Source organism: Streptomyces sp. NBC_01408 (genome assembly GCF_026340255.1).
Classification (GTDB): Bacteria; Actinomycetota; Actinomycetes; order Streptomycetales; family Streptomycetaceae; genus Streptomyces.
The window spans coordinates 590,073-616,102 of sequence record NZ_JAPEPJ010000003.1; the positions used below are offsets into that span (position 1 = coordinate 590,073).

At 72.5% G+C, this 26,030-nt stretch carries 15 protein-coding genes; 2 read left to right on the forward strand and 13 right to left on the reverse strand.

Annotated features, from left to right (window positions below; genetic code table 11):
- Window positions 1–161: 161 nt before the first annotated feature.
- Window positions 162–3,050, reverse strand: a complete 2,889-nt coding sequence (locus OG447_RS30250) for a vitamin B12-dependent ribonucleotide reductase (protein WP_266940659.1) — start codon at window positions 3,048–3,050, stop codon at window positions 162–164.
- A gap of 143 nt (window positions 3,051–3,193) precedes the next feature.
- Window positions 3,194–3,706 (reverse strand): transcriptional regulator NrdR, encoded by a 513-nt coding sequence (gene nrdR, locus OG447_RS30255; protein ID WP_266940660.1) that lies wholly within the window; start codon window positions 3,704–3,706, stop codon window positions 3,194–3,196.
- 493 nt (window positions 3,707–4,199) lie between these two features.
- On the opposite strand from nrdR, the gene lexA reads away from it, so the two are divergent.
- Complete coding sequence (gene lexA / locus OG447_RS30260) at window positions 4,200–4,991, forward strand: transcriptional repressor LexA (RefSeq protein ID WP_031142326.1); 792 nt, start codon at window positions 4,200–4,202, stop codon at window positions 4,989–4,991.
- A gap of 103 nt (window positions 4,992–5,094) precedes the next feature.
- On the opposite strand, the gene OG447_RS30265 is transcribed toward lexA, so the two are convergent.
- The 5 genes from OG447_RS30265 to OG447_RS30285 all read right to left on the reverse strand — a co-directional run bounded on the left by OG447_RS30265 (window position 5,095) and on the right by OG447_RS30285 (window position 16,164).
- The gene (locus OG447_RS30265; RefSeq protein WP_266940661.1) at window positions 5,095–7,065 is read right to left on the reverse strand and encodes an ATP-dependent DNA helicase; all 1,971 of its coding nucleotides are present in this window, start codon (window positions 7,063–7,065) and stop codon (window positions 5,095–5,097) included.
- 52 nt (window positions 7,066–7,117) lie between these two features.
- Window positions 7,118–9,034: an IucA/IucC family siderophore biosynthesis protein gene (locus OG447_RS30270; RefSeq protein WP_266940662.1), complete on the reverse strand. Its 1,917-nt coding sequence runs from the start codon at window positions 9,032–9,034 to the stop codon at window positions 7,118–7,120.
- A 245-nt stretch (window positions 9,035–9,279) separates the two neighbouring features.
- Window positions 9,280–9,942, reverse strand: coding sequence for a GNAT family N-acetyltransferase (locus OG447_RS30275; protein ID WP_266940664.1), 663 nt, complete (start codon window positions 9,940–9,942; stop codon window positions 9,280–9,282).
- 32 nt (window positions 9,943–9,974) lie between these two features.
- Window positions 9,975–11,807 (reverse strand): IucA/IucC family siderophore biosynthesis protein, encoded by a 1,833-nt coding sequence (locus tag OG447_RS30280; RefSeq protein WP_266940665.1) that lies wholly within the window; start codon window positions 11,805–11,807, stop codon window positions 9,975–9,977.
- 2,779 nt (window positions 11,808–14,586) lie between these two features.
- Window positions 14,587–16,164, reverse strand: coding sequence for a diaminobutyrate--2-oxoglutarate transaminase family protein (locus OG447_RS30285; RefSeq protein WP_266940666.1), 1,578 nt, complete (start codon window positions 16,162–16,164; stop codon window positions 14,587–14,589).
- Window positions 16,165–16,429: 265 nt separating this feature from the next.
- Here OG447_RS30285 and OG447_RS30290 point away from each other — a divergent pair, with 265 nt between their 5' ends.
- Complete coding sequence (locus OG447_RS30290) at window positions 16,430–17,602, forward strand: serine protease (protein WP_266940667.1); 1,173 nt, start codon at window positions 16,430–16,432, stop codon at window positions 17,600–17,602.
- Between the two features lie 170 nt (window positions 17,603–17,772).
- Here OG447_RS30290 and hflX read toward each other — a convergent pair whose 3' ends face one another.
- The 6 genes from hflX to miaA form a co-directional block, all read right to left on the reverse strand.
- Window positions 17,773–19,278: a GTPase HflX gene (hflX, locus tag OG447_RS30295; RefSeq protein ID WP_266940668.1), complete on the reverse strand. Its 1,506-nt coding sequence runs from the start codon at window positions 19,276–19,278 to the stop codon at window positions 17,773–17,775.
- Window positions 19,279–19,490: 212 nt separating this feature from the next.
- Window positions 19,491–20,936, reverse strand: coding sequence for a M1 family metallopeptidase (locus OG447_RS30300; protein WP_266940670.1), 1,446 nt, complete (start codon window positions 20,934–20,936; stop codon window positions 19,491–19,493).
- Between the two features lie 168 nt (window positions 20,937–21,104).
- Complete coding sequence (locus tag OG447_RS30305) at window positions 21,105–23,186, reverse strand: bifunctional (p)ppGpp synthetase/guanosine-3',5'-bis(diphosphate) 3'-pyrophosphohydrolase (RefSeq protein WP_266940671.1); 2,082 nt, start codon at window positions 23,184–23,186, stop codon at window positions 21,105–21,107.
- A gap of 140 nt (window positions 23,187–23,326) precedes the next feature.
- Window positions 23,327–24,202, reverse strand: a complete 876-nt coding sequence (gene dapF / locus OG447_RS30310; RefSeq protein ID WP_266940672.1) for a diaminopimelate epimerase — start codon at window positions 24,200–24,202, stop codon at window positions 23,327–23,329.
- Between the two features lie 53 nt (window positions 24,203–24,255).
- The gene (locus OG447_RS30315; RefSeq protein WP_266940673.1) at window positions 24,256–24,723 is read right to left on the reverse strand and encodes a hypothetical protein; all 468 of its coding nucleotides are present in this window, start codon (window positions 24,721–24,723) and stop codon (window positions 24,256–24,258) included.
- Between the two features lie 256 nt (window positions 24,724–24,979).
- Window positions 24,980–25,918, reverse strand: coding sequence for a tRNA (adenosine(37)-N6)-dimethylallyltransferase MiaA (miaA, locus tag OG447_RS30320; protein WP_266940674.1), 939 nt, complete (start codon window positions 25,916–25,918; stop codon window positions 24,980–24,982).
- Window positions 25,919–26,030: the final 112 nt, after the last annotated feature.

Sequence of the window (26,030 nt, forward strand, 5' to 3'; positions counted from 1 at the left end):
CGGTCGCACGGGCGCCCAAGGTCACGTACGGCCTCCGTACTTGTGCAGGGACGGCAAGATCCGGGCACCGTCCCGGCTCCGGCACGACGAAGGGGACCGGCCTACGGCCGGTCCCCTTCGTGAAACTGCTGGTCAGCTACCTGTCCGGACTACCTCCGGTTTCAGCTGCAACCGCTGGTGGAGCCGCAGCCCTCGCAGATGTAGCAGGAGCCGGCGCGCTGCATCTTCGTACCGCAGGAGAAGCAGAGCGGGGCGTCGGCGGAGACGCCGAGCTGCATCTCGACCAGTTCGGCGTTGCTGTGCGCCGTCTTGGGGGCCGGGACCGGTGCGACCGCGACCGGCTGCGGCGTCGTGGGCACCGCTGCCAGCGGGGCCGACTGGGCCAGCGACTCGGTGTCCAGCTCGTCCTCGAGGGGCTCGTAGGAGCCGGTCTCCAGGTGGCGCTGACGCTCCTCGGCGGTGTGGATACCGAGGGCCGAGCGGGTCTCGAAGGGCAGGAAGTCGAGCGCCAGGCGGCGGAAGATGTAGTCGACGATCGACTGCGCCATCCGCACGTCCGGGTCGTCCGTCATGCCGGCCGGCTCGAAGCGCATGTTGGTGAACTTGGAGACGTAGGTCTCCAGCGGCACGCCGTACTGCAGACCGACCGAGACGGCGATCGAGAAGGCGTCCATCATGCCCGCGAGGGTCGAGCCCTGCTTGGACATCTTCAGGAAGACCTCGCCCAGACCGTCGTCCGGGTAGGAGTTCGCGGTCATGTAGCCCTCGGCGCCGCCCACCGTGAAGGAGGTGGTGATGCCCGGGCGGCCCTTGGGGAGACGCTTGCGGACGGGGCGGTACTCGATGACCTTCTCGACGGCGGCGCGGATGGTCTCCTCCGTCTTGGCGGTGACCTCCTTCTTCTCCTCCTCCTTCTTCTTGGCGGAGAGGGGCTGGCCGACCTTGCAGTTGTCGCGGTAGATCGCGAGCGCCTTGACGCCCATCTTCCACGCCTCGAAGTAGATCTCCTCGATCTCCTCGACGGTCGCCGTCTCCGGCATGTTGACCGTCTTCGAGATCGCACCGGAGATCCAGGGCTGGATCGCGGCCATCATGCGGACGTGGCCCATCGCGGAGATGGAGCGCTCGCCCATGGCGCAGTCGAACACGGAGTAGTGCTCGGCCTTCAGGCCCGGGGCGTCGACGACCACGCCGTGCTCGGCGATGTGGGCGACGATCGCCTCGATCTGCTCTTCCTGGTATCCCATGCGGCGCAGGGCCTGCGGGACGGTGCCGTTGACGATCTGCATCGATCCGCCGCCGACGAGCTTCTTGAACTTGACCAGGGCCAGGTCCGGCTCGACACCGGTGGTGTCGCAGGACATCGCGAGACCGATGGTTCCGGTCGGCGCGAGGACGGAGGCCTGGGAGTTGCGGAAGCCGTTCTTCTCGCCGAGGCGCAGGACGTCCTGCCAGGCCTCGGTGGCCGCGGCCCAGATCGTGTTGTCCAGGTCCTCGGTGCGCGGCGCGACGGCGTTCGCGTCGGCGTGCTGCTTCATGACGCGCTTGTGCGACTCGGCGTTGCGGGCGTAGCCGTCGTACGGGCCGACGATCGCGGCCAGCTCGGCGGAGCGCTTGTACGCGGTACCGGTCATCAGCGAGGTGATCGACGCGGCCAGGGTGCGGCCGCCGTCCGAGTCGTACGCGTGACCGGTGGCCATCAGCAGGGCGCCGAGGTTGGCGTAGCCGATGCCCAGCTGGCGGAAGGCGCGGGTGTTCTCGCCGATCTTCTGCGTCGGGAAGTCCGCGAAGCAGATGGAGATGTCCATCGCGGTGATGACGAGCTCGACGACCTTGGCGAAGCGCTCGGCGTCGAAGGACTGGTTGCCCTTGCCGTCGTCGTTGAGGAACTTCATCAGGTTGAGCGAGGCGAGGTTGCAGGACGTGTTGTCCAGGTGCATGTACTCGCTGCAGGGGTTGGACGCGGTGATGCGGCCGGACTCGGGGCAGGTGTGCCAGTTGTTGATCACACCGTCGTACTGGATGCCCGGGTCGGCGCAGGCCCACGCGGCCTCGGCCAGCTTGCGGAAGAGCGCCTTGGCGTCGACCTCCTCGATGACCTCGCCGGTCATACGGGCACGCAGGCCGAACTTGCTGCCGTTCTCTACGGCCGTCATGAACTCGTCGTTCACACGGACGGAGTTGTTGGCGTTCTGGTACTGGACGGACGTGATGTCGTCGCCGCCCAGGTCCATGTCGAAGCCCGCGTCGCGCAGGGCGCGGATCTTCTCCTCTTCCTTCACCTTGGTCTCGATGAAGGCCTCGACGTCCGGGTGGTCCACGTCCAGGACGACCATCTTGGCCGCGCGGCGGGTGGCGCCGCCCGACTTGATCGTTCCGGCGGACGCGTCGGCGCCGCGCATGAAGGAGACCGGACCGGAGGCGTTGCCGCCGGAGGAGAGCAGCTCCTTGGAGGAGCGGATGCGGGAGAGGTTCAGGCCGGCGCCGGAGCCGCCCTTGAAGATCATGCCCTCTTCCTTGTACCAGTCGAGGATCGACTCCATGGAGTCGTCGACGGCCAGGATGAAGCAGGCAGAGACCTGCTGCGGCTGGGGCGTGCCGACGTTGAACCACACCGGGGAGTTGAAGCTGAAGATCTGGTGGAGCAGGGCGTAGGTGAGCTCGTGCTCGAAGATCTCCACGTCGGCGGGCGACGAGAAGTAGTCGAAGTCCTCGCCGGCCTTCGTGTACGTCTTCACGATCCGGTCGATCAGCTGCTTCAGACCGGTCTCGCGCTGCGGGGTTCCGACCGCGCCGCGGAAGTACTTGCTGGTGACGATGTTGACGGCGTTCACCGACCAGAAGTCGGGGAACTCGACGCCACGCTGCTCGAAGTTGACCGAGCCGTCGCGCCAGTTGGTCATGACGACGTCACGGCGCTCCCAGCTCACCTCGTCGTAAGGGTGCACGCCGGGGGTGGTGTGGATGCGCTCGATACGCAGGCCGCCCTTGGCAGCCTTGGTCCCCTTGGCGCGGGAACCACGTGCCGAGCCGCTCGCCGTCTCTGTCATGCCAGGCCTCCCATATGCGGGCAAAAACGCCCTAAAGTGCCAGCGTTATTCCGCGGCACGGTGCTGTGTCTTGTATCTACGTCTCTTCGCACGGCCGACCGGCCGCACCACGGTGCGCGAGCACCCCGGCACGGGCCGTCCGGTCAGTCGGCGGCGGAGGCGGGCACGGGGACCGAACCGGTCCCACCGGGCCCGCACTCTTCGGGGTGAGGCCGCCGCTCGCGCAATTCCACGATGGCGGTCTCGAAGTCTTCAAGGGTGTCGAACGCTTTGTAAACGGACGCGAACCGCAGGTATGCGACGAGGTCGAGTTCCTGCAACGGGCCGAGTATGGCCAGACCCACGTCGTGGGTGGTCAGCTCGGCGCTCCCGGTGGCGCGCACCGCCTCCTCGACCCGCTGGCCGAGCTTGGCGAGGGCGTCCTCGGTGACCGGTCGTCCCTGGCACGCCTTGCGGACGCCGGAGATGACCTTGGTGCGACTGAAGGGTTCGGTCACCCCGCTGCGCTTGATCACCATCAGCGAGGCCGTCTCCACCGTCGTGAAGCGACGGGAGCAGTCGGGGCACTGACGGCGCCGGCGGATCGACGTGCCGTCGTCCGTGGTGCGGCTGTCGACGACGCGGCTGTCGGGGTGCCTGCAGAAGGGGCAGTGCATGGTTCCCTCACCCTCCCTCTCGGCACGACTGAATCACCTCACGCGGCCCCTGAACGGAGGAGACGGATCTCTTCCGGGGGCTGGTGAAGCAGCCACCAGCATATGCGATGTCGGGAGCCCCGGCAGACCCGAGGACCACAACTTCTGGGCGGCAGCGCTCATCCAACCACTAGATCTTGGGTTGTGGCGGATTTACGTGGCTCCGCGTGTCGCAGTGCCCGACAGGTGGTGACGGGGCTCGGCGATGCCACACTGAACGCAGGCCCGGACGGCACCGGATACAGGCCCGGACGGGTGGCGACCCGACCGGGAAGGGTACCGTAAGCAGCGGATGCCGAGCCGAACCCGCGTTCGGCGTACCGATCGTCTATACACCCCTTGAAATACCCACGATGGACGATCTGCGATTTTTCACTCGAACGTGTGTTTGGCGCAACCTTTCGAAAGCAACTACCGTTGTCCAGCTAGGGAGAACATTTCGAGAGGGGCCGACGTGACCACCACCGCAGACAGTGCCACCATCACTGCCCAGAACCGCTCCCAGAGCCGACTTGAGCCGGTGCATGCCATGAACGACGCAAACCTGAACCCGGAGGCGGAGCCCGTACGCCCCGCACGCTCGCTGCCAGGTCGACCTCCAGGCATCCGCGCCGACAGCTCCGGGCTCACGGACCGGCAGCGGAGGGTCATCGAGGTCATTCGCGACTCGGTGCAGCGGCGGGGTTACCCGCCGTCGATGCGCGAGATCGGTCAGGCGGTCGGCCTGTCCAGCACGTCGTCCGTCGCCCACCAGCTGATGGCCCTGGAGCGCAAGGGCTTCCTGCGCCGCGACCCGCACCGCCCCCGCGCCTACGAGGTACGCGGCTCCGACCAGCCGAGCTCGCAGCCCACGGACACCACCGGTAAGCCCGCCGCCTCCTACGTTCCCCTGGTCGGCCGGATCGCGGCCGGCGGCCCGATCCTCGCCGAGGAGTCGGTCGAGGACGTGTTCCCGCTCCCCCGCCAGCTGGTCGGAGACGGCGAGCTCTTCGTCCTCAAGGTCGTCGGTGACTCGATGATCGAGGCCGCCATCTGTGACGGCGACTGGGTCACGGTCCGCCGCCAGCCGGTCGCGGAGAACGGCGACATCGTCGCGGCGATGCTGGACGGCGAGGCCACGGTCAAGCGTTTCAAGCGCGAGGACGGCCACGTCTGGCTCCTCCCGCACAACGCCGCGTACCAGCCGATCCCCGGCGACGAGGCGACCATCCTCGGCAAGGTCGTCGCCGTACTGCGTCGGGTCTGACCCCGCCGCCCACCGCCAGCCCTGGGACCTACTGCGCCGGTCCCAGGGCTGCTTTGTGCGCGGGGGCCGGCCGGCGACCCACCGCTGCCTCCTGCTTCGCCCCTTACTTCCCGTCGGCCTTCGCGGTCGCGTCGATCGCGGACAGGGAGCGACGGACCTGGTTGCGGTCCGTGGTGTACCAGAAGTCCGGGAGGGTGGCCCGCAGGAAGCTCCCGTACCGGGCCGTGGCCAGCCGGGGATCCAGGACCGCGACGACACCCCGGTCGCCGGTGGCCCGTACGAGCCGGCCCGCGCCCTGGGCCATGAGCAGGGCGGCGTGCGTGGCCGCGACGGCCATGAAGCCGTTCCCCCCGTGCTCCTCGACCGACTTCTGCCGGGCGCTCATCAGCGGGTCGTCGGGGCGGGGGAAGGGGATCCGGTCCATCACCACGAGCTGGCAGCTGGGACCGGGCACGTCCACGCCCTGCCACAGCGACAGCGTCCCGAACAGGCAGGTCTTCGGGTCTGCCGCGAAGGCCTTGATCAGCTCACCCAGCGTTTCCTCGCCCTGGAGCAGGATCGGATTCTCGAGCCGGCCGCGCAGTTCCTCGGCGGCGGCCTTGGCGCCGCGCATGGAGGAGAACAGTCCGAGGGTCCGGCCGCCGGCGGCCTCGATCAGTTCGGCGAGCTCGTCCATCATGTCGCCGCGGGTGCCCTCGCGGCCCGGCGTGGCCAGGTGCTTGGCGACGTAGAGGATTCCCTGCTTCGGGTAGTCGAAGGGGGAGCCGACGTCCAGTCCCTTCCACAGCGGTACGTCGTCACCCTCGACGCCCTCCGGGGACAGGCCCAGGGAGGCCGCGACCCCGTTGAAGTCACCGCCCAGCTTGAGGGTGGCCGAGGTGAGGACCACGGAGCGGTCCTCGAAGAGCTTCTCGCGCAGCAGGCCCGACACCGACAGGGGGGCGACCCGGAGGGTGGCGCCGAAGCGGTCGTGGCGCTCGTACCAGACGACGTCGTACTCGGAGCCGTTGGTGATCCGCTCGGCCACGGTGTGGATGCTCTCCACGGCGGCGAGGGCCTGCTTGCGGACGGCGTCCTCGTCGTGGACGGACTTGTCGCGGGTCGCTCCGATCGCCGAGATGACATTGCGCGCGGCGTCCCGCAGGGACATGAGTGCGTATCCCAGGTCCTCGGGGACCACTTCCAGCCGTCCCGGGAGGGCCAGCTCCATGACCCGCTCGAAGGACTCGGAAGCCGTCTGCAGGGAGTCGGCCGTCTTCTCGTCGACCAGCTTCGCCGCGCGCTTCACCGCGCGGTTGACCTGCCCCGGGGTGAGCTCACCGGTGGCGACCCCGGTCACCCGGGAGACCAGCTCGTGCGCCTCGTCGACGATCAGCACCTCGTGCTGCGGCAGCACCGGGGCGCCCTCGATGGCGTCGATGGCGAGCAGCGCGTGGTTGGTGACGACCACGTCCGCGAGCTTGGCCCGCTCCCGTGCGGCCTCGGCGAAGCACTCGGCTCCGTAGGCGCACTTCGTCGCGCCCAGGCATTCGCGGGAGGAGACGGAGATCTGCGACCAGGCCTTGTCCGAAACTCCCGGGGTCAGGTCGTCGCGGTCTCCGGTCTCGGTCTCGTCCGCCCAGTCGCGCATGCGCAGCAGGTCCTGGCCGAGCTTGCTGGTGGGGGTGGCCGCCTCGAACTGGTCGAAGAGGCCTTCCTCCTCGTCCTGCGGCGCGCCCTCGCGCAGCCGGTGCAGGCACAAGTAGTTGGAGCGGCCCTTGAGCATGGCGAACTGCGGCCGGCGGCGCAGCTGCGGATGCAGTGCGTCCACCGTCCGGGGCAGGTCGCGCTCGACGAGCTGACGCTGGAGGGCGAGGGTCGCGGTGGCCACGACCACGCGCTCGCCGTGGGCGAGGGCCGGCACCAGGTAGCCCAGGGACTTACCGGTGCCGGTGCCGGCCTGGATGAGGCGGTGGGAGCTGTCGTCGATCGCTTCGGCGACGGCTTCGGCCATGGCCACCTGGCCGGGGCGCTCCGTGCCGCCGACGGCGGAGACGGCGGCGTGCAGCAGGTCGGGGAGGGAGGGCTTCGTCATAGCACTGCCAACCCTACGGGGCCCCACCGACAGGGACGGCACCGGAGAGGATTCATGGCCGGTACAAGGGGTTGGGGACGGTGCCGTACTGAACGGCGTGCGGCCGGTCGGGGCGGTCGCGGTAGCCGTCCTCGTAGAGCCGGTTCCGGTTGAGGCAGAGCCGGCCGATGCGTTCTCCGAGCAGGTCGAAGAGCTCGTAACGTTCCTTGAGCTCCGGGAAGCGGGCTTGGTGGCGCAGGATCTCCGCCCGTGCGAGGGACCAGAACTCCTCCTCCGGGACGCCGAGGCAGTCCTCGCAGAGGGCCGAGAGGTAGCGGAAGACGCCGATGAAGAGTCCGGAGTGGATGAACTGGGGCAGGAAGTCGGCGGGCTCGGCGAGGAGGACGGCTCGGACCTCGTCGGGCAGGGAGTCGAGTTCGGGCAGCGGCTGCGCGCTGATGTTGACGTCGTCCACGAAGTCCTTAACCGCGAGCCGGACCGGCACGTCGTGCTCGTCGAAGATCACGATGGCGTTCTCTCCGTGCGGGGAGAAGACGGTGCCGTAGCGGTACAGGAAGTGTAGGAGCGGGGGCAGCAGGGCGGCGAAGAGGCGCTGGAGCCACACGGCGGGGCTCAGCCCGGATCGGGCGACGAGCTCTGCGGTGAAGGACCGGCCCCGCGGGTCGGTATGGAGGAGGGAGGCGAGCGTGCGGGCGCGCTCGCCGGACGCGAGACGGCCGGCCAGCGGTTCGCGCCAGATCGCGCCGAGGAGCTCCTTGTACTGGTAGGGCACCTCGGGCAGCTGGTCGTAGACGGGGTGGCGGACGGTGACGGAAGCGACCTCGCCGAGCAGGACGACCCCGCATTCGTCGCGGAGGAAGGGGTCCGCGTCGCGGAGGGAGTGGATCCAGGCGGTGACGGCCGGTGCGGCGAAGGTGAGGTCGCTGGGCAGGCCGCGCCAGACCATGGTGTTGAAGACGGAGAGCGGGAGTTTGACGCTGTGCCGGTCGGGGCGGGTGAGGTTGAGGAAGGTGCGGATGGACTGCTGCGGGAGCCGTACGTCGGGGTCGGCGGGGAGCGGGACGAGGGCGCCGGAGGCGAGGGCCGGGGCGAAGAGGGGCAGGACGACCTCGTCCCACTGCCAGGGGTGGACCGGCAGGTAGAGGTAGGTGAGCGAGTCGAGGCCGCGGTCGCGCAGGGCCTGGTCGAAGGCAGCGCGAGTGCTGGAGTCGAGCTCGGCGGCGTAGAGGCGGGCGGGGTCCTCCAGGCCGGCGGTGCCTCGGTAGGCGGCGAGCGAGGTGTGGGCGGCGAGCCAGGGCAGCCGCTGACGGGTGCGCGCCTCGGGGGCCCAGGCCGCGGTGTCGGCGCCCGAGAGACCGATGCGCCCCTTGTTGAGGACGAGCCAGGGGTGACCGGTCTGGTGGCCTTCGAGGGCGGCGTAGTCGAGGTCGGCGAGGACATCGGCGGTGAGCGCGGTGTGGTCGATGCGCGCGTCGGCGGCGAGGGTGGCGCTGAGCTCGCGGACGAGGTGGCCGAGGGTGGCTCCGTCGAGGCCGAGGAGGGTACGGGCCCGGACGAGGAAGGCGTACGGGTCCCCGAAGGCGATCGAAGGCTCGGTGGAGGGGGGAGGTGGGGTGAGGGTGATGGTGTCCGGGGCGACGTGCCAGCTGTCGTACGTGCGGCGGCGGGCCCGGAAACCGAGGATGCTGCCGTCGTCGATGGTCAGGGTCCACGCGTCGCCGAGGGAGGACGGGGCGGGGACCGGGCTGATGATCTCCTCGTAGGCGAACTCGGAGAGCATCTTCGCGAGCAGCCGGCGGGCCGCCCCCTGCCACGTCGCCCGGTTGAGTTCGGGCGGCGTGCGGGGGTCCTGCGGCGACGGCGGCGCGTCACGATCCGAGGAGCCGGGGCCTGCGGAGTAGGGGCCGACGGCGTCGGGGGCTGCGGAGTCGGGGGCTGCGGAGTCGGGGGCTGCGGGGAAATTCGGCACGGGACTCCTCGAGGATCGGGAACTTTGCTGCGTGGACGCAGAGTTTTCGAAGGGAGAGGTGCGGAGCGATGAGGACCACGCGGAGCTGAGGCGGTGGGAGCGGTGCGGACAGGGGCAGTACGGGCCGGGGCAGCGCAGCCACGGGCGGCGCGGACAGTGGGGGCAGTGCGGACGCTGCCGGTGGCCGGGGTGCTGCTGGCCGGGGTGGTGCTGGCGGCCGGGTTTCAGGGCATACGGGGCTGCGATCAGAGGAGATTGCGCAGCGCCCGCTCCCGGATCATCAGGGCGGCGCGCTTCTCGGGGAGGTCGATTTCCGCGGAACAGCGGAATCCGGAGCTCAGGAAGGCCGATAGGGAGGGGGTGTTGCGGATGTCCGGTTCCGCGATGACACGTGTGCAGCGAGGGCGGTTGTCGAACACGAGGTCGGCCACGGCGCGCAGCAGGGCGGTGCCCAGGCCGCGGCCGCGGTTCGTGCCGTCTCCGATGAGCAGGTGGATACCCGTGTCGTGGGGGCGCGCCGGGTAGGACCGGGAGAGGGGGTCGAGGTCGGCCCGGTAGATCTCCCAGTAGCTCATCGGCGTGCCGTCGAGGAGGCCGAGGCAGGGGATGCTGCGGCCGTCGCCGTCGAGCTGGGACCGCAGGTGGGCGGCGGTGACGGCGGCGGGACCGGCCAGCTCCCAATAGGCGGCCACCTCAGGGTCGTTCATCCACCGCACGAGGAGTTCCAGGTCTCGGCCCGGCCGTACGGGTTCGAGGCGGAAGGCTCCGGCGGGGGTGACGGCGCTGCCCCAGGCGGCGGGGGAATCGAGGAGGTCGGCCTCGGCGAGCAGGGGCAGCAGATGGGGCGTGAGACGCACTTCGACGGTGTCGTCTGCGGCGGAGCCGGCTGGGGTGTCGGTGGACGGCATCGGGGGCTCTTCTCCGCGTCAGCGCTGACGCGTCAATCGTGAAGGGGGTTGGCGATGGTGACGTAGACGGACTGGGTGTCGACGGGTCCGACGAGTTCGTCGAGGCCTCCCAGGCGGGTGAGCAGATTCGCCTTGCAGCGCAGGGTGGGTGAGTCGAGCAGCCGTGCGGGGAGCGGGCCGAGGCCCGCGGCCTTGCTGAGGAAGCGGCGGAAGGCGGCGAGGAGTACGCGTTCGTCGGCGAGCCGCTGGGATCCGAAGGCTCCGATGAGTCCGAGCACGTTGTTGATGCCGAGGTAGTAGGCGAAGCGTTCGTCGGTGACGGCGTCGGAGACGAAGGTGTCGCTGGCACTGCCGATACCGGGAAGCCGTTGTTCCAGTTCCGCGCGGCGGGATTCGCGGAAGTAGTAGCCCTGGTTGTCGCGGTAGCGGCCTCCGACCGGCCAGCCGGCCGGGTCGAGGAGGACCAGGGTGTTCTGCTGGTGCGATTCGAGGGCGATGCCGGCAAGCGCGTCGAAGGCGAGGACCGGCAGTACGACGTGGTCGAGGTAGCGCAGGAACCACTCGGCGGCGACGGCGGACGAAGTGCGTCCGGTGGCGGTGGCGAGGGCGCAGACGATCTCGGAGAGCCGGGAGCGCATGGTGGTCCGGCCCGGCCAGGGTCGGGGAGCGGTGAGTGCGGCGACGCAGACGGCGTCGTCGCCCGGGCGGAAGGGGTTGTGGCGGAGCAGGGCGTCGAGGCCGGGGACGGGCGTCCCGTCCGGGGCGTCGACGGCGACCCAGGCGGGGTCGCGGACGATGTCGAAGCGGGGGTGGGACGTCTGCCACTGCTCGGCGAGGCCGGTCCGGAGCAGCCGGTGCACCTCGACGCCGCGGTGGAGTTCCTTGCGGAGGTTCTCGCGGCGGGAGTTGGTGATGCGGAGCCCCAGGGAGAGCTTGAGCATCGCGGGGGCGCCGGGGCGATGGACGGTACGGACCGAGGAGGTGGGGTACCAGGGGTCGCCGTGGGGGCCCAGGTCGTGCAGGAGTCCCGCGTCGCGGAGGGCGGCGACGGAGGGGCGCTGGAGCAGGTCGCGGGCCTGCCAGGGATGCAGGGGAAGGGGGACGGTGCCGTCGGGCAGCGGGAGCCCGGGGGCGAGCCGGCCGAGGAGCTGGGCAGCGGGCACGGGGCGGCCTCGCTCGGTCCAGGCCGAGTCGGTGGCGAGGGCGGTGGGGGCGACCGCGAACCAGTGCAGGGGGAAGGAGCCGTGGAGTTCGGGTGAGTAGCAGCGTACTTCGGCTTCGGAGAGTCCTTCGCGGCTCTTCGGGTCCGGCTGGAGGGGGTGACCGAGGAGGAGGGACTGTTCGGCGGTGAGGAAGCGGTCCCCGGCGACGGGGGCGGGGGCGGTGGGGCGTTGGCGCCGGTCGGCGATGAACTCGGTGGTACGGCGCACCGAGTCGGAGACCCGGCCGACGAGATCGGCGCCGCCGCGCCCACCACCGGTGCCCTCGCGGGCAATGAGGGCGGCAAGAGTGACGGCGTCCAGGGCGGGGGCCCCCGCGGGCACACCTTGGAGCCGGGCGGGAGCGAAGCGGTGCCAGCCTGCCGGGGACCAGTACCGGACGGCCACGAGCAGGGCGACGCCGGATGCGGGGAGGGGGATCCGCAGCAGGGTCCCGGCGGGCCCGTCGGGCCGCGGGATCGCGGCCTCGCGGACCCAGCACCTGAGCAGGTTCTCCACGGTCGCGGCCTCGGCGGCGACGGCAGGGTCGGGGTGGTCCAGGAGGTCGGGCAGCGCGGTGGGTTCCGGGCCGACGGCTCCCGGCCAGCCGGGCCGGAGCCGGGGGGTGCCGTCCTTCTGCCGGGGCACGGTCGCCGCCGCGCCCACCGCTGCCCCTGCCCCGAATACGGGGGGCTGCTGCGTCGGGGCCTCGCCGGGCGGGTCCCCGGCAGGCCGGTCGGCTCCGCGGTCGCCCGGCCGGGCGGAGGCGGGTGGGTACTGCGGTGCAACCCGGGCGGCATCGGGCCCGTGCTGGGCAGGCCAGTCGGTAGTCACGGGGCCGTCGGACGAGGCCGGGGCACCGGAATCGGCCCACCCGCGGGCCGGCCTGCCCGAAGCCGCCTCGGGTGACCCGCCCGTCTGCGACGGCTGCGAATCGGCGGGCCCGTCGCCTTCCAGCCCCTGCCGGGCGAGGGCAGCGGGGCCGGCCCCTTCCAGTCCCTGCCGGGCGGAGGCCCCCTCCGATACACCGGTCCCCGGCTCCGGTTCGCGGACCTCCCCGGGCCCGGCACCCCGACCAGGCAGGTCGCTAGACCCGGCGGCGGCGGGGCCGGGAGGCTCCGCGGCGTGAGGCGCCGCTGCCGTGGCGGTACCTGAGGCTGCCTCGGCGGACGGGGCTTCAGGCGCGGCGGCCTGATCCCGAGGTGCCGTGGCGAAGCCACCGGGGAGGTCAGTGGGCACGGGCCCCACGATGGACGGCGCCCCAGCCACAGCAGCAGGAGGGGCGGCCTGGCCCCGGGATGCCGTCCCGGGGCCACCGGGCGCGAGCACCTCGGGAGACGGAACCCCAGGCGTGGCGGCGGGCAGGGCGGCCAGGTCCCAGGGCGCCTTCGGGGAGCCCGCAAGCGCGTCGTCGGGCACAGGCACCCCGTCGCTCGCGACCTCAGGCGCGGCCGAAGGCAGGACGGCCCGGTTCCCGAGAGCCGCCGCAAAGCCAGCGGGCCGGTCAGCTGGCACGTGCGCCACGGCGGACGGGACCCCCTGAGTGGTGGTGGGCAGGGCGGCCTCGTCCCTGGGGGCCGTCGCAGGGCTACCGGGCTGGTCACCGGGCTCGGCGGCGGGCGGCCGGTGGGCGGGTGCCGTCGCGGAGCCACCGGGCTGGTCACCGGGCGCTGGCGCCACGGCAGATGGGGCCCCAGGCGCGGCCGCATGCAGGGCGACCTGGTCCCCGGGGGTCGTCGGGGAGCCAGCGGGCCGGTCAGCGGCCACGGGCACCCCGCCGCTCGCGGCTCCAGGCGCGGCCGGAGGCAGGACGGCCCGGTTCCCGGGAGCCGCCGCCAAGCCAGCGGGCCGGTCAGCTGGCACGTGCGCCACGGCGGACGGGGCCCCCTGAGTGGTGGTGGGCAGGGCGGCCTCGTCCCCGGGGGCCGTCGCGGGGCTACCGGGCGCGGCGGTAAGCAGGGCCTCAGGCGTAACGGCGGGCGGCCGTTCGGTGGGTGCCGTTGTGGGTGGGTGGGCCGGTCCGGGCGGGGTCTGCCCGGCGGGGGCCAGCGGCGGGAAGAAGCTGGGCTGCGCCGTGCTGCCCGCCGACTCGGCTGTGGGCAGGGCCTCTTCTGGGCTCGGCCCCGCCGCCCCTGCCTCCGACTGGGCCACGGGTTGGGCTCCTGGGGCCGACCATGCCGCGCTCCCCTCCGGCTCGGCCGCGGGCCGGGCCCCTGGGGTCGGCCATGCCCCGCCGGTCTCCGGCTGGGCCGCGGGCTGGGCGCCTGGGGTCGGCCATGCCGCATGGGCCGTGGGTGAGGGTGGGGTGTCGAAGTCGGGGGTGGGGAGGCCGAGTTGTCGGGCCGGGGCCGCGGTGGGGAGCGGCTCCAGGCGCCGCGCCTCCCCGAGGGGGGACCCGGCCGGGGAGTGCGTCGCTCCCGGCTGGGCTGCGGAAATCGGCGGCTGACCGGGAAGCTGGCCCTGCGGCGCGGCGGAATGGGCGGGGGAAGCGGGGGCCGGGGGCTCTTGTGGTGCAACGCCGCCGGAGCCGGGGGCTCGCAGGGGCAGCGGGGCAGCCTCCCTGGCCTCATGGGAGGCAACGCTGCCGGGGCCAGGGTCCCCCAGCGACGGCGCGGTGGACTGCCCGGCCGCCTGGTGCGCAACGCCGGCGGGGCCTGCAGCCCGCCGCAGCAGCGGGGCGGCCTCCCCGGCCCCATAGGACCCAACGCCGCCGGAGCCAGGGGCCCGCAGAGGCAGGGGGGCAGCCTCTCCGACCTCGTAGGACACAACGCTGCCGAGGCCAGGGTCCCCCAGCGACGGCGACGTGGACGGCCCGGCCGCCTGGGGCGCACCGCCACCTGGGCTAAGGGCCCGCAGCGAGGGCAGGGCGGTCTCCTCGGCCCCGTGGGACCCAACGCCGCCGGAGCCAAGGGCACGCAGGGCCAGGAGAGCGGCCTCGTCGGCCTCTTGGGGCGCGGCGCTGGCGGGGCCCGGGGCCCTCAGGGGCAGGGGTGCAGCCTTCCGGGCCTCGTGGGGTGCACCGGCGCCGAGGCCCGGGGTCCGCAGCAGGGGCGAGGCGGCCTCGCCGGCCTCGTGCGGTGCATCGGCGCCGGGCACCGGGGGCCGAAGCGGGGGCGGGGCGACCTCCCCGGCCCCGCGGGACTCAAAGCCGCCGGAGCCAAGGGCACGCAGGGGCAGCGGGGCGGCCTCGCCGGCCTCTTGGGGGGCGCCGGGGACCGGGGGCCGCAGGGGCGGGGTGGCCTCGCCGGTCTCTTGGGGAGTGCTGGGGCCCGCGGACCGCAGGGGCAGGGGGGCCGGGGCCTCGGGGGGTGCGGCGTCGGCGGGGTTGGGGGTTCGGAGTTCCCGGGGGTGGGGTTCGGGGGCCGGGTCCCGGTGGGGGGTGTGGGGGCCCGGGGCAGGGGTGGACTGGTGCGGTTCGGGCATCGCGGGTCCTCGGGGGTGCGGGTCAGTGGAGCCGGCGGGCGGCGGCCGGGATGGAGTCGGCCAGGCGGTCGAGGACCGCTGCGGCCTGCTCGTCCGTCAGGGTCAGCGGGGGCAGCAGGCGGACCACGGCGGCGTGGCGGCCGCCGAGTTCGACGATCAGCCCGCGGTCCAGGCATTCCTGGCGCACGGCCGCGGCGAGGTCGGGGGCGGCGGATCCGGTGTCGGGGTCCACGAGTTCGACGCCGATCATCAGGCCGCGCCCGCGGACGTCGCCGATGCAGGGGTGGGCGGAGGCCAGTCCGCGCAGGGCCGCGAGCATCCGCTCGCCCAGGACTGCCGCGCGCTCCGCCAGCCGGTTCTCTCGGACGAAAGCGAGGGTGGCGGTACCGGCCGCCATGGCCAGCTGGTTGCCGCGGAACGTTCCGGCATGGGCCCCGGGGGCCCAGACGTCGAGGCCGGACCGGTACACGATCACCGCGAGCGGCAGGCTGCCGCCGATCGCCTTGGACAGGACCATCACGTCGGGTACCACGCCGGCGTGGTCGACCCCCCAGAACGCGCCGGTCCGCCCGACGCCCGTCTGCACCTCGTCCGCGATCAGCGGGATCCCCCGCTCCGCGGTGATCTCGCGCATCCGGCGCAGCCAGCCGTCCGGGGCGGGGATGACCCCGCCCTCGCCCTGCACGGGTTCGACGATCATGCCGGCCGGCAGGGTCACCCCGCTCTTGGGGTCGTCCAGGAGGTTCTCGGTCCAGTGGGCGGCGAGCCGGGCGCCCTCGGTTCCGCCGACGCCGAACGGGCAGTGGTGGTCCTGCGGGTAGGGCAGCCGGGTCACCCGTACGTCCGTGGCACCTCCCGACGCGTCAAGGGCGCCGGCGGTCATGCCGTGGTAGGCCCCGGTGAAGGCGAGCAGCCCCGAGCGTCCGGTCGCGGTGCGGACCAGTTTGAGCGCGGCCTCCACCGCGTCCGTGCCGGCCGGCCCGCAGAACTGGATGCGGGCGTCGGCGGCCAGCGCGGGCGGCAGGTTGGTGAACAGCTCGGTGGTGAAGGCGTCCTTGACCGGGGTCGCGAGATCGAGCACGTGCAGCGGGGCGCCGGAGTCGAGGACGCCGCGGATGGCTTCGAGCACCACCGGGTGGTTGTGCCCGAGGGCGAGGGTGCCGGCTCCGGAGAGGCAGTCGAGGTAGCGCCGCCCGTCGGCGCCCTCGATCGTCAGCCCGCGGGCCCGCACCGGGACGACGGGCAGGGAGCGCGCGTACGTCCGGGCCGCGGACTCCCGCTGGGCCTGCCGGCGGAGGATGCCCTCGGGGGACGCGGCGGGCGGGGCAGACGGGGCAGGACCTCCGGCCGCCCGGCTCCCCTGCGCCGGCACCTGCGGCGGGGACGGGGACGGGAGCTGTGGCGCGATCTGGGGCGGAACCGGCGACTGAGCCGGGGACTGAACCGGCGGCAGGACCGGGGACTGAACCGGCGGCAGGACCGGGGACTGAACCGGCGGCAGGACCGGCGTCTGAGTCAGTGACGGGATCTGCGACGGCATCGGCGGCGGGATCTGCGCCGCGGCGGCTGCCGCGGCCGCGGCCTGCTCGGTCAAAGCCACGAGTGTCGGTCCTCCCGCACGGATTGCTCTTCCGGATTGCGCCTCGAACATGAACGCTGCATCCCCATCCCCCGTACGTACCAACGACGGTGACGGCGGCGGATCACGGGTGGGCCCAAGATCCTTGCCCGGCCGGGGCCGAGAGCCGGAACCGGCGCCCCGGGCTGTGTCGTCCTGCGCAGCAGCGGCATAGTGGGGGGCTGCACTCAGCGGGACTCCAAACGCACCACCTCACTACCCGAACCACCCCAGGGGGACTGACGACATGCGACCGAACCGACCGGTCACCGCGATCCTGTGCGCGGCCGCGATAGCGCTGACCGCCGCGGCCTGCGGACCCGGCGACGGTGAGGCCGGCGGCGACGCCAAGCCGACCGTGGCGGCGAGCCTCCCGGCCGGGGCCGACGGGATCAAGATCCCGGACCAGCTGAAGGAGAAGCTCAAGGAGCACGGCTTCGACCTGGAGAAGTGGAAGGGGGGTGAGTGGAAGAACTGGAAGAAGGACGACTGGCTCCGCGAGGCGGGCGACTACATCAACCCGATCATCGAGGACCTGTGGGACCCGGACCGGATGCGTGACGCTGAGCAGCCGCAGCGCCCGTCCGTCGACCCGGACGCGGGCAAGGACCAGGGCGTCACCGACCCGACCCCGGCCCCGGTGACGGCCAGGGCCGCGAACCCGCCCTACCACCAGAGCGTTCCGGAGTCCGGCAAGGTCTTCTTCGACGGGCCCGAGGGCTCGATGGTCTGCTCGGCCACCGTGGTCAAGGACCCCGCCCACCCCGGCAAGTCCAACATGGTCTGGACGGCCGGCCACTGCGTGCACGCGGGCAAGGCCGGCGGCTGGTACCGCAACATCGCCTTCGTCCCGTCCTACAACAACGCGGGCAAGCAGGCGGCGCAGCTCAAGGGCGCGCCCCGCGAGCAGGTGGCTCCGTACGGCGTGTGGTGGAGCGACTGGGCGCAGACCTCCGACCAGTGGATCTCGACCGGTGGTCCGACCGGCGGCGCGGGCGCCCCGTACGACTTCGCGGTGCTGCACGTGACCCCGGAGAAGGGCAGTGGCAAGTCCCTGGAGGAGACGGTCGGTTCGGCGCTCCCGGTGGAGTTCAACGCCCCGGCCGTGGGCAAGGTCGCGAGCATCACCGCCACGGGCTACCCGGCGGCGGCCCCCTTCGACGGCCAGAAGGCCTTCCAGTGCGCGGACAAGCCGGGCAGGCTGTCGCTGGCCGCTGCCGACCCGGTGATGTACCGCATCGGCTGCACCATGACCGGCGGTTCCTCCGGTGGCGGCTGGGTCGCGCAGGGCGCCGACGGCAAGCCCGCGCTGGTGTCGAACACCTCGATCGGCCCGGCCAAGGCGGGCTGGCTGGCCGGACCCCGGCTGGGCCCGGAGGCGAAGGGCATCTTCGACGCCGTCAGCGGCAAGTTCAAGTAGCCGCGACACGACCCGTACGAGGGCGCACCACACGCCACGACGCCACGACGGCACGAGCACGGCGTACGACGCCACGGCGACACCACGCCACGGCGGCACCACACAGCACTGAGGGCCCCCTGCACCGCAGGGGGCCCTCGGCCGTTCACACCGTCATCCGCTCCGGCGCGTCACTGCTTCGCGAGCGCGTACGGAGCCAGGTCCGCCGCCAGTTCCTGATGGACCCGCGCCTTGAGCAGGGTGCCCTCCGCGGTGTGCTCCTCGGAGATCACCTCGCCCTCGGCGTGCGCCTTGGCCACCAGCGAGCCGCGCGTGTACGGCACCAGTGCCTCCACCTCGACCTCGGGCCGGGGCAGCTCGGTGTCGATGAGCGCGAGGAGTTCCTCGATGCCCATTCCCGTGCGGGCCGATACAGCGATGGAGTGCCGCTCGATCCGCAGCAGCCGCTGCAGCACGAGCGGGTCCGCGGCGTCCGCCTTGTTGATCACGACGATCTCGGGCACGTTCACCGCGCCGACCTCGCGGATCACCTCACGCACCGCCGCCAGCTGCTCCTCCGGCGCCGGGTGCGAGCCGTCCACGATGTGCAGGATGAGGTCGGAGTCGCCGACCTCCTCCATCGTGGACCGGAACGCCTCGACGAGGTGGTGGGGCAGGTGCCGGACGAAGCCCACGGTGTCGGCCAGGGTGTAGATCCGGCCGCTCGGGGTCTCGGCCCGGCGCACGGTCGGGTCGAGGGTGGCGAACAGCGCGTTCTCCACCAGTACGCCCGCGCCCGTGAGGCGGTTGAGCAGCGAGGACTTGCCCGCGTTGGTGTAGCCGGCAATGGCGACCGACGGCACCTTGTTGCGGCGTCGTTCCTGCCGCTTGATGTCGCGGCCGGTCTTCATGTCCGCGATCTCCCGGCGCATCTTCGCCATCTTCTCGCGGATCCGGCGCCGGTCCGTCTCGATCTTGGTTTCACCAGGGCCACGGGTGGCCATGCCGCCACCGCCGCCGCCACCCATCTGACGGGACAGCGAGGCACCCCAGCCGCGCAGTCGCGGCAGCATGTACTGCATCTGCGCGAGCGCGACCTGCGCCTTGCCCTCTCGGGACTTGGCGTGCTGGGCGAAGATGTCGAGGATGAGGGCGGTCCGGTCGACCACCTTCACCTTGACGACGTCTTCGAGGGCGATGAGCTGGCCGGGGCTGAGCTCGCCGTCGCAGACGACGGTGTCGGCGCCGGTCTCCATGACGATGTCGCGCAGTTCCCGGGCCTTGCCCGAGCCGATGAAGGTGGCCGGGTCGGGCTTGTCGCGGCGCTGGATCACGCCGTCGAGTACGAGGGCACCGGCCGTCTCGGCGAGGGCGGCGAGCTCCGCGAGGGAGTTCTCCGCGTCGTTCACCGTGCCGGAGGTCCAGACGCCGACGAGCACGACGCGCTCGAGGCGCAGCTGCCGGTACTCGACCTCGGTGACGTCTTCGAGTTCGGTGGAGAGGCCGACCACGCGGCGCAGGGCCGCGCGCTCGGAGCGTTCGAACTGCTCGCCGTCGCGGTCTCCGTCGATCTCGTGGCTCCAGGCGACGTCCTCTTCCATCAGGGCATCGGCCCGAAGGCTCTCGGTGAAGCTCTGCGAGTCCGGCACGTCCTGTGCGTCCCGCGCGTCCTGGGAAGGGGAAGAAGAGGAGGTCATTGGATCCTTACGTCGATTCGAATGCGTCCGCGGCGCCCAGGAGGAGCAGGTGCTGGAACCCACGCACCGCAAGTGACATAACACTGTCACGTCCAACGTGTCACACCGCCGGGGGATTCCCCGAACGGGCCCGTCGATGGTGACATGCCCGTTCCTCGCCCGTCACACCCTTTTCCCCTCCCGGCGCGCCCGTGGGGTCGTCCTGTCCCTCCTCAGGCCTTCGCCGGACCGCCCCACTCCGGGTGCCCGGGCATCGCCGGGGTCGTCTTCCCGTACAGCCAGGGCTCCAGGAAGGCCCTCAGGTCCCGGCCCGCCTCCTGCGAGGCCAGGCGTACGAAGTCCTCCGTACCCGCGACCGCGTCCTTGTGCTCGGTCACCCAGCGCCGCTCGACGCGGTCGAAGGCCTCGGTGCCGATCTCCTGCCGCAGCGCGTACAGGATCAGCGCGGAGCCGTCGTAGACCACCGGCCGGAACAGCCCGATCTTCTCCCCGGGGGCGGCGGCCTTCGGGGCCGCCGGAGGCCCGCCCGCAGCCCGCCACTGGTCGGAGCGCTGGTACGCCTCGCGCATGCGCCGCTCCAGGGAGTACTTGCCGAGCCCGTCCGCGTACAGGGCCTCGTACCAGGTGGCGTGGCCCTCGTTCAGCCACAGGTCGGACCAGGTCCGCGGGGAGACGCTGTCGCCGAACCACTGGTGGGCCAGCTCGTGGACCATCACCGACTCCACGTACCACTCGGGGTATCCCTCCCCCGAGAACAGGCTGTGCTCGAAGAGCGAGAGGGTCTGGGTCTCCAGCTCGAAACCGGTCGTCGCCCGGGCGATCAGCACCCCGTAGTTCTCGAAGGGGTACGGGCCGACCCGCTCCTCCATCCACGCGATGTGCCCGGCGGTCTTCTTCAGCCAGGGGTCCAGCCGCTGCCGGTCCGCGGCCGGCACCACGTCGCGCAGCGGCAGGCCGTGCGGGCCCGTGCCGTGCACGACGGCGGACCGGCCGATCGAGACCTGGGCCAGTTCGGTGGCCATCGGGTGCAGGGTCCGGTACGTCCACGCCGTCGTGCGGCCCGTCCGGAGGGCCGGCAGCGCGGCCGGCACCCCGTTGGCGACGACGGTGAGACCGGCCGGGGCGGTGACCCGGAAGGTGAAGAGCGCCTTGTCCGCCGGGTGGTCGTTGCAGGGGAAGACGCGGTGGGCGGCGTCCGCCTGGTTCGCCATCGCCAGGCCGTCCTCGGTGGGCACCCAGCCCCCGTCGGCGGCACCGCGCGGGTCGCTGGTGTGCCGGACGGTGATGCGCAGTGCGGAGTTCTCACCCACCGGTCGCGCCGGGGTCAGCACCAGGTCCTCGCCCGCGCTCTCGAACTGCGCCGGTACCCCGTTGACCTCGGCGGACGCCACCGTTCCGCGGCTGAAGTCCAGGTTGATCCGCTCCAGCGCGTGCAGGGTGCGGGCGTTGATGACGGTGACCGCGTCCAGCGGGGTGCGGTTGTCCTTGTACGTGAAGGACAGGTCGTACGAGAGCACGTCGTACCCGGGGTTGCCCAGTTCCGGGAAGAGGCGGTCGCCGATGCCCAGCGCCTTCGGCGGGGGCAGCACGGCGGCGACGAGGGTGAGGGAGGCCGCGGCGAGCAGGGCTGCGCGCAGGCGGGGGGAAGTGAGCTGCATCCACCACCGCTTACCAGCGCCCGTCCCCCGGCCGGGCACGACGCGCGACGGCGCCACCCGAACGGGTCCCTTCGCTGCTGCACCCCCGCTGCTCCACCCCCACGCGCCGGGCCCGGCCGGCGACAGCGGTCCGACCGCTCTGACCGGCCCGACAACCCCCCGGAACCCTCAGGCGCGGCTGACGTCGTACACGCCGGGCACGTCCCGCATCGCCCGCATGAGGGCGGGCAGCCCCGCCGCGTCGGGCAGCAGCAGGGTGTAGGAGTGCCGGACCCGCTGCTCGACCGGCGGTTCCACGGTCGCGGAGACGACCTCGACGCCCTCCCGGGCGATGGCCTCGGTGAGATCGGCCAGCAGGTGCGGGCGGCCGAACGATTCGGCGAGCAGCGTGACCCGGCAGTCGGCGGTCGCCCGCCAGTGAACGGCTACGGAGGTCCGCCCCACCGCCCGCATCTGGGCCACCGCCGCGCAGTGGATGCGGTGCACGGTCACGGCCCCGCCCCGTACGACGAACCCGGCGACCGCGTCGGGTGGCACCGGCGTGCAGCAGCCGGCCAGCCGTACGTGGGCGTCGGGGAGGTCGGCGACCGCGTTGCCCCCGCCGCCCCGGGCCCCGACGACGGACAGCGGTGCCCGGGCGGCCGTGGTGGTGGCCATCGCCCGGTCGGGGTGGGCTTCGAGCCAGCTGGCGATGGCGATCCGGGCGGCCGGGGTGCGCGCGTGCTCCAGCCATTCGGCGGCGGGCCCCGAGGAGGCGTCCTGTGCGAGCAGCAGCTGCACGGTGTCGCCGTCGGACAGCCGGGACGCCAGCGAGGTGAGACGCCCGTTGACGCGGGCGCCGATACAGCCGTGGGCGGCCGCCCCGTGCTGCGCGTAGGCGGCGTCGATACAGCTGGCCCCGGCCGGCAGGCCCAGGGTCCCGCCGTCCGCCCGGAAGACGGTGATCTCCCGGTCCTGGGCCAGCTCCGCGCGCAGCACGGTCCAGAAGGTGTCGGGGTCGGGCGCGGACTGCTGCCAGTCGAGCAGCCGGGACAGCCAGCCGGGCCGGGTCGGGTCGACCCGCTCCTCGTCCGGGTCGGCCGCCGCGTCCGGGGCCCCGGTGGCGTACGGATTGCCGAGCGCGACCACGCCCGCCTCCGCGACGCGGTGCATCTGCCGGGTCCGCACGATGGTCTCGGCGACGTATCCCTCGGGCGTGGCGACGGCGGTGTGCAGGGACTGGTAGAGGTTGAACTTCGGGACGGCGATGAAGTCCTTGAACTCCGAGACCACGGGGGTGAAGCAGGTGTGCAGCTCGCCCAGTACCGCGTAGCAGTCGGCGTTCTCGGCGACCAGGACGAGGATGCGGCCGAAGTCGGAGCCGCGCAGTTCGCCACGGCTCAGGGAGATCCGGTGTACGGAGACGAAGTGCCGTGGCCGGACCTGCACTTCGGCTGCGATGCCCGCGTCGCGCAGGACGGCCCGTACGGAGTCGGCGATGGCGGGCAGTGGGTCGCGCTCCCCGGCGTGGGCCGCGATCAGCGCGCGGGTGCTCTCGTACTCCTCGGGGTGCAGGATCGCGAAGACGAGGTCTTCCAGCTCGGTCTTCAGGGCCTGTACGCCGAGCCGTTCGGCCAGGGGGATGAGAACGTCACGGGTGACTTTGGCGATGCGGGCCTGTTTCTCGGGGCGCATCACGCCGAGGGTGCGCATGTTGTGCAGCCGGTCGGCCAGTTTGATGGACATCACGCGGACGTCGTTGCCGGTGGCGACGAGCATCTTGCGGAAGGTCTCGGGCTCGGCGGCGGCGCCGTAGTCGATCTTCTCCACCTTGGTGACGCCGTCGACGATGAAGCAGACCTCGTCGCCGAACTCGGCGCGGACCTGATCGAGGGTCACCTCGGTGTCCTCGACGGTGTCGTGGAGCAGGGAGGCCGTCAACGTGGTGGTTTCGGCGCCGAGTTCGGCGAGGATCAGGGTGACGGCGAGCGGGTGTGTGATGTACGGCTCACCGCTTTTGCGCATCTGGCCGCGGTGAGAGGTCTCCGCGAGGAGGTAGGCCCGCCGCAGGAGGGACAGATCGGCGTCCGGATGATGCGCGCGATGTGCCTCGGCGACATGGCCGATCGCGTCGGGGAGCCGGCCCCGGGAGGTGGGCCCGAGGAGGGCCGCGCGCCCGAGCCTGCGCAGATCGAGCCTGGTCCGGCCCCTTCTACGGGGCTCAGGGCACGCTTCGGGGTGTGCTTCGGGGTTCGTGGCCTCTGCACTCATGGGCACCTCCGGCGGCTTCGACCGGCGGTGGTGGGCATGGGGTGAGCCCTCAGGGCCGGTGCCTGATGTTACCGACCCCACCACGTGGCGCAGTCCACCTCTCGCTCAGCGTGAAACGGATCACCCATTAGAGGGAAGCTTCAGCTGAAGGCCGTTTCGGTGAGCCAGTCCGCGTCGAACTCGCCCGTGGCCACGATCACGGCCGGTCCGGTCATCTCGATCTGCCCGTCGGGGTGCTCGGTGATGACCAGGGTGCCGCCGGGGAGGTCGACGGTGTAGGTGGCCGGTGTGCCGGTGGCCGCCGGGTCGGCGCCGTCGCGGCGGATGGCGGCCACGGCGACGGCGCAGGCGCCGGTACCGCAGGAGCGGGTCTCGCCGGAGCCGCGCTCGTGGACGCGCATGGCGACGTGCCGGGGGCCGCGGTCGACGACGAACTCGACATTGGCACCGGCCGGGTAGGCGGACGCCGGGCTGAACGGCGGGGCGGTGTACAGGTTCCCGGCGTCGTCGAGGCTTTCAACGAAGGCCACGGCGTGCGGGTTCCCCATGTTCACGTTGCGCGCGGGCCAGCTGCGGGCGCCGACCGAAACGGTGACCTCGCCCTCGGGGAACTCGGCGCGCCCCATGGAGACGGTGACGTCCCCGCCCTTGTCGAGGTGGACCCGCTTGACTCCGCCGCGGGTGGCGACGGCGATGCCCCCGGGCTCGACGTGACCGGCGTACTGGAGGTAGCGGGCGAAGACGCGCACGCCGTTGCCGCACATCTCGGCGACGGAGCCGTCGCTGTTGCGGTAGTCCATGAACCACTCCGCCTCGCCGGCCAGGTGCGCCGCCTCGGGGTGCGCGGCGGACCGGACGACGTGCAGTACGCCGTCCGCGCCGATGCCGGCCCGCCGGTCGCACAGCTTGGCGACGGCGGCCGGGGACAGCTCGACGGCGTTGGCCGGGTCCGGGACGATCACGAAGTCGTTCTCGGTCCCGTGGCCCTTGAGGAAGGGGAGGGTGCTCTGCGTCACCGCCCCATGGTACCGAGCCCCAGCTCAGGGGCGTGGATCGGTCCGGATCGCGGTCAGCGCAGCCGGGCGACCCGGTAGACGGCGAGCGCTACGACGGCCAGTGCGGCCACGGCGTACAGCGCGGCCATCCGCCAGTCGGGGCGCCGCCCGCTGCCCCGTGCCGGGAGCCCGGGCCAGGTGTGGCCCACGCGGCGCGCGGCCATCATGCCCCAGCCGCCGGCGCAGCAGCTGATGAGGAAGCCGAGCATGGCGACCACGGCTCCGCCGTCGCCGAATTCGAAGGCGAGCGGGAAGGCGAACATCAGCGAACCGGCCGCGGCGAGCATCACGATGGGGGCGATCTGCCACAGGCGCAGGCGGCGCTGCGGGCGCAGTTCCACCTCGTACTCGGGTCCGGAGGCGGCGGCCTCGGCGGAGTCCGGTGCGTCCGGTCCGTCGGGGGTCAGCCGTGCGGGGTCGGCGGGCAGCCCGAGCCCGTCGGGCGCGTCGAGCGCCTCGGGGCCGACGGGCGCGCGAGGCACGCCGACAGGGCTCGGTGTACCCGGGGTGCCGGGAGCGCCCGGGGTGCCCGGAGCGTCGTGAAGCGTCGGCTCCACTTCTCGCCGGGCGTCGTCCCGCCCGGTGTCACGAGGGCCGGCCTCCATCGCCACGCGCCCTCCCCACTCGGACTTCGAACGCCGCATGTTCACCGCCGGTGACCGCACCGGCCGGAGTTTGATGATGGCACGGTCGCGGACCCGGGACGGGCGCCCGGAGCTTCCCGATGCCATCACGTGATCAGGCTGTGACCGGTCGTTCGACCAACGACTGCGCGAGTCCGGGGAGTTCCCCGCGGTCGGCGGCCGCCCCGCTGAGCCAGTGGACCCGCGGGTCGCGGCGGAACCAGGAGTCCTGTCGGCGGGCGAACCGCTTGGTCGCGCGGACCGTCTCGGCCCTGGCCTCGTCCTCGGTGCACTCCCCCGCGAGGGCGGCCAGTACCTGCTGGTACCCGAGCGCCCTGGAAGCGGTGATTCCGTCGCGCAGCCCCTTGCCCTCCAGCGCGCGGACCTCGTCCACCAGGCCGTCCTCCCACATCCGGTCCACCCGCAGCGCGATCCGCTCGTCGAGTTCGGGCCGGGCCACGTCGACGCCGATCTGGACGGTGTCGTAGACGGACTCGTGGCCGGGCAGGTTGGCGGTGAAGGGGCGGCCGGTGATCTCGATGACCTCCAGCGCGCGGACGATGCGCCGGCCGTTGCTGGGCAGGATGGCCTGGGCCGCGGCCGGGTCGGCGGCGGCGAGCCGGGCGTGCAGGGCGCCGGGGCCGCGCAGGGTGACCTCTTCCTCCAGCCGGGCCCGGACCTCGGGGTCGGTGCCGGGGAACTCCATGGCGTCCAGGGCACCGCGGACGTACAGCCCGGAGCCGCCGACGAGGACCGGGGTACGGCCCTGCGCGAGGAGTCTGTCGATCTCGACGCGGGCCAGGCGCTGGTACTCGGCGACGCTGGCGGTCTCGGTGACGTCCCAGATGTCGAGGAGGTGGTGCGGGACGCCGCCCCGTTCCCCGGTCGTCAGCTTGGCGGTGCCGATGTCCATCCCCCGGTACAGCTGCATGGAGTCGGCGTTGACGACTTCACCGTCGAAATGACGGGCCAGTGCGACGCCCAGATCGGACTTTCCGGCTGCCGTGGGACCGACGACGGCGATGACCCGCGGGGCGGGGGCTGCTTTCCTCACTGCCCCAGTCTCGCAAACCTCTGGGCATGTACCCGATCGGGTTACGTGACGGGGCCGGGCCGGGGTCGTTGCCCTGGCGAGGTTCCGCCGGGCGTGCGCCCGGCGGAGGCCG